Source organism: Actinomadura montaniterrae (assembly GCF_008923365.1).
Lineage (GTDB): Bacteria > Actinomycetota > Actinomycetes > Streptosporangiales > Streptosporangiaceae > Spirillospora > Spirillospora montaniterrae.
In genome coordinates, this window is the sequence record NZ_WBMR01000405.1 from 1 (window position 1) to 4,215 (window position 4,215).

The 4,215-nt window shown below is 73.5% G+C and carries 4 protein-coding genes; 3 read left to right on the forward strand and 1 reads right to left on the reverse strand.

What is annotated here, in order from left to right:
* Window positions 1-771, forward strand: a 771-nt coding sequence (locus F9B16_RS49500) for a chaplin family protein (protein ID WP_151547201.1), incomplete at its 5' end; no start/stop codon positions are given.
* A gap of 323 nt (window positions 772-1,094) precedes the next feature.
* Entirely contained in the window at window positions 1,095-1,640 is a 546-nt protein-coding gene (locus F9B16_RS49505) for a class E sortase (protein WP_192809398.1), read from the forward strand.
* Window positions 1,641-1,659: 19 nt separating this feature from the next.
* Here F9B16_RS49505 and F9B16_RS49510 read toward each other — a convergent pair whose 3' ends face one another.
* Window positions 1,660-2,712: a matrixin family metalloprotease gene (locus F9B16_RS49510; RefSeq protein ID WP_151547203.1), complete on the reverse strand. Its 1,053-nt coding sequence runs from the start codon at window positions 2,710-2,712 to the stop codon at window positions 1,660-1,662.
* A 298-nt stretch (window positions 2,713-3,010) separates the two neighbouring features.
* On the opposite strand from F9B16_RS49510, the gene F9B16_RS49515 reads away from it, so the two are divergent.
* Complete coding sequence (locus F9B16_RS49515; RefSeq protein WP_225992668.1) at window positions 3,011-4,105, forward strand: DUF2382 domain-containing protein; 1,095 nt, start codon at window positions 3,011-3,013, stop codon at window positions 4,103-4,105.
* Window positions 4,106-4,215 lie beyond the last annotated feature (110 nt).

The window sequence follows — 4,215 nt, forward strand, 5'->3', positions numbered from 1 at the left end:
ACGCCCCCGGACGTCCCCGCGCAGGCTCCCGCGGACGCTCCCGCGCAGGCACCCGCCGCCGCGGGCAACGGCCGCATGGGCGGCTGGGACGGCGGCTGGGGCGGCGGCCACGGGCACGGGCACGGCATGCAGACGTCCGGGAACCTGTCCATCCTGGGCGGCAACCAGGTGTACGCGCCGATCTCCGTGCCGGTGAACGTGTGCGGCAACGCGATCTCCCTCATCGCGGGGATCACCCAGGCCGGCTGCAAGGGCGGCGCCTCCGTCGAGCGCAAGGGCGACGACCGCCCGGACATGAAGACGTCCGGGAACCTGTCCATCCTCGGCGGCAACCAGGTGTACGCGCCGATCTCCGCGCCCGTGAACGTCTGCGGCAACGCGATCGGCGCGATCCTCGGCATCGCGCAGGCGGGCTGCAAGGGCGGGGCGTCCGTCACGACCGGCGGCAAGCACCACAAGCGGCCGCCGATCAAGCACTTCCCGAAGAAGCCGCACCACAAGAAGCCGCACCACAAGCCCTACAAGCCGGCCAAGCACCGTCCGGCGGCCGGGCACCACAAGCTGCCGTCGACCCTGCGCGGGACGAGCGAGCGCATCGCGATGGGCCCGGACTACCGCAGCGCCGACGGCATGCCCGCCGTGCAGGAGCTGCTGGGCAAGGTCACCCGGATCGCCAGGCCGGTCGCGAACGTGACGCCCGGCCAGGTCGGCACGCAGCTGCCGCAGGGCAACGAGGCGCCGGTCAAGCTCGGCACCCCGCTGACGAAGTGAGTCACGGCCGGCCCGGATGACGATCCGCGCGGTCGGCCGAGCCGATGGCGAGGGGGCGGCAGACGTGCCGCCCCCTCCCCGCGTCCGGGCGGCGCGGCCCTCCCGTGCGGGCCGCGCCGCCCGGCCTCTGATCGCTGGGAGACGGACGGATGCAGGAGGCGAAGGCAGTGAACGAAGGGACAGCGAACGACGGAAGGCGGGACGGCCGGGCCCGGGGCGGGACGGCGTTACGTCGCCCGCCCGCCCGAACGCGGCCCGCAGCGGCGCTCCTCGCCGCCGGGTGCCTGATGGCCGCCGGGTGCATGGCGGCCGCCGGGTGCGTGGTGGCCGCAGGGATTCCGGCGGCGCACGCCGCGCCGTCCGGGACCTCGGCGGGGGAGTCCGGGCAGACCGCCCGCCACACCGCCATGCCCGCGGGCCGGTACTCGGGCCGGCGCGCCGCCCGGCCGCGGATCGGGAAGGTGATCGCCACCATCACGATCAAGCGGATCCACCTGAAGATCAAGGTGCGCGAGGGCGTCTCCGAGCGCATGCTCAGCAAGGGCGTCGGCCACTACCCGCGGACGGCCCTGCCGGGGGCTACTGGCAACGCCGTCCTGCTGGGGCACCGCACCACCTGGCTGCACCCGTTCGGCCGGCTGGACCAGCTGCGGCGCGGCGACCGGATCGTCCTGAAGGCGCACCACAAGACCTACGTCTACCGGGTGCGCGGCAGGCACATCATCAAGCCGACCGACCGGCGCGCCCTCGAACCCGTGCCGTTCAAGCCCGGAAAAGCCCCGGACGGCGCCTACGTCACGCTCATCAGCTGCACCCCGAAGGGCTCGGACCGGCACCGCATCGTCGTCGTCGGGAAGATGAGGAAATGAACCCGGCGGCGGATTCCGGTCAGGCGGACGACGAGCGGGCCCCGTACAGCGCGATCAGCCCGGCGTAGTCGCCCCTCCCGAGGGTGGCCGGGTCGTCGTCGCAGGCCGCGACGGTCGGCGCCATCGTCAGCCCGGAGTGCTGCGACCCCTCGACGTGCCCGAGGCCGAGCATGTGGCCCGTCTCGTGCGTCGTGACGGCCGCGGCGTCGTAGCTGCCCGCCGGGCAGGACGAGCCGTCCTGCGGGCCCGGCCACCACTTCTTCCCCTGCGTCTGCAGCGCGGTGTCGCTCTCGATCGTCGTCGCGCCCCGGAACCACGTGCAGGTCGCCGCGAGGACGTTCGCCTCCGCGCCCGGCATCGACTCCCAGCCGGACACGTTCGTCCCGTCGCGGTCGCCGCAGACGCCGCCCGCGGTCAGGTTCGGCGACGTCGTCGTCTGGCCCGCGTACTTCTCCGAGACGTCCGGCGGCGGCGCGAACGCGTGCGCCGCGTTGCAGTCGGTCCTGGCGTTGAACATGTTGGAGACCCCGGTGGACACGCCCGACATCGGCAGCCCCGCCGTCCCCGGGTAGTAGTGCCACTCGATCGTGGAGCCCTTCGGCCACCTGCTCGGTTCCTGCTGGTAGGCGTCGTCCTGGCAGGCGTCCATCGGCGCGCGGAACTCGCGCGGCCGGCCCTGCGGCACCCGCGTCCCGGTGCTGGTGAGGGTGATCTCGCCCTTCGCCTCGTCCACCTCGACGCGCAGCTCGGACGCGCCGTCGGTGCGCAGCGAGTGCGCGGTCACCGAGGTGCCGTCGGACGGGACCGTCGCGGCCAGCCCGTTCTCGCCGCGCACCACCCGGCCGCGCAGGTCGCACTCGGAGAGCCTGATCTTCTGCGGCATCGCGCGCGCGGTGAGCGCCCCGTCCGGCCTGCACCAGCCCGGCGGGCGCGCGGGCGCCTCGCCGGCCCGCGCGGCGGCGGCCCCCGCGGTGATCGCGCCACCGGTGACCGTGCAGGACAGGGCCGTTGCGGCGGCGGCGCACCAGGCTCCGGTGCGCCGCCCGCGTCCGGCGGGCGAGACGTCGTCCATGCCATTTCTCCGATGTGTCGGTGCGGCTGTGTCGGTACAGCCCTTCGCGCTCCAGCCGTCAGTCTTTCGCGGCGCCGGAAAAGGCAAACCGGTGCAGCCTAAAATGATCACCACGTTGCGAATATCGCCATTGCCAAATAGGCGGCCATCTGCGCATCTTCCGGAAAATGGCGGCCGGGCGGGCGGGGGTCGTCCGGTCAGTGCCCGGCAAATCGCCGTCCATAGTTCGGTAAACGCGTTTACGGGTGCCCGGTCCGGAAAAATCAGGAGGTAATCAGGCAACTCGGGGGTGTTCAAGGTGCAGACGCAGACACAGGTGCGGGAACTCATGGGCATGAGCGTGACCGACACCCACGGCGCCAAGGTCGGCACCGTCAAGCAGGTCTACCTCAACGACGACTCCGGCGCGCCGGAATGGGTGACGGTGCACACCGGATGGTTCGGGATGCGGGAGAGCTTCGTCCCGCTGTCCGGCGCCCGCAAGGCGCAGGACATGCTCCAGGTCCCCTACGACAAGGAGACGATCAAGGGCGCGCCCAACGTGGACGCCGACGAGCACCTCTCGCACGCCCAGATCGTCGACCTGTACCGGCACTACGGCGTGCGCCCGCCGAGCGGCCGCCGCACCGAGGGCGGCGAGGGCACGGCCGAGGAGGCCGCCGAGGGCGACAAGGGCCGCGGCACCGGCATGGGGACGTCCGGCGACCAGCGGATGGCCGGCGACAAGGGCATGGCCGGCGACAAGGGCATGGCCGGTGAGAAGGGCACGGCCGGTGGCAAGGGCATGGCCGGGGAACGGGCCGCGTCCGACCAGGGCACGACCGGCGCGCAGGGCAGGGCGCCGTCCGGCATGGCCGGAACGTCCGGAACCGCCGGCGGCACCGGGACCGCCGGGACCGCGGGCGCCGCCGGGATGGCCGTCCACCCCGAGCGCGACAAGCGCGGCGAGCCGCTGCCCGCGCAGCCCGGCGCCCCGATGACCGAGATCACCCGGTCCGAGGAGCGGCTGCGCATCGAGACCGAGCGCCACGAGTCCGGCCGCGTACACGTGCGCAAGTGGGTGGAGACGGAGATGGTCGAGCGGACCGTCCCGGTCACCCACGAGGAGATCAAGATCGACCGGGAGCCGATCACGGACGGGCGGCCCGGCGTCCAGGTCACCATCACCGAGGACGACCAGGAGATCATCCTCTACGAGGAGCGCCCGGTGGTGGCCAAGGAGACCGTCCCGGTGGAGCGCGTCCGGATCCGCACCGAGCAGGTCCAGGACGAGCAGACCGTCCGCGGCGAGCTGCGCAGGGAGCGCGTCGAGGTCACCCGCGACGACGGCACGCAAGCCGAGCACGGCGAGGGCGGCGGACGCGGCGAGGGCGGCGGCCGCCACCGCGGCTGACCCCGCCGAGCCTGGTACACCCCGGCCCCCCGGCACCGCTCCGGTATCGCCGGCGCACCTTCCGAGACACCGGATCGCGCGCGCCCGGCCGGCCCTTCCACCCGCAGGCC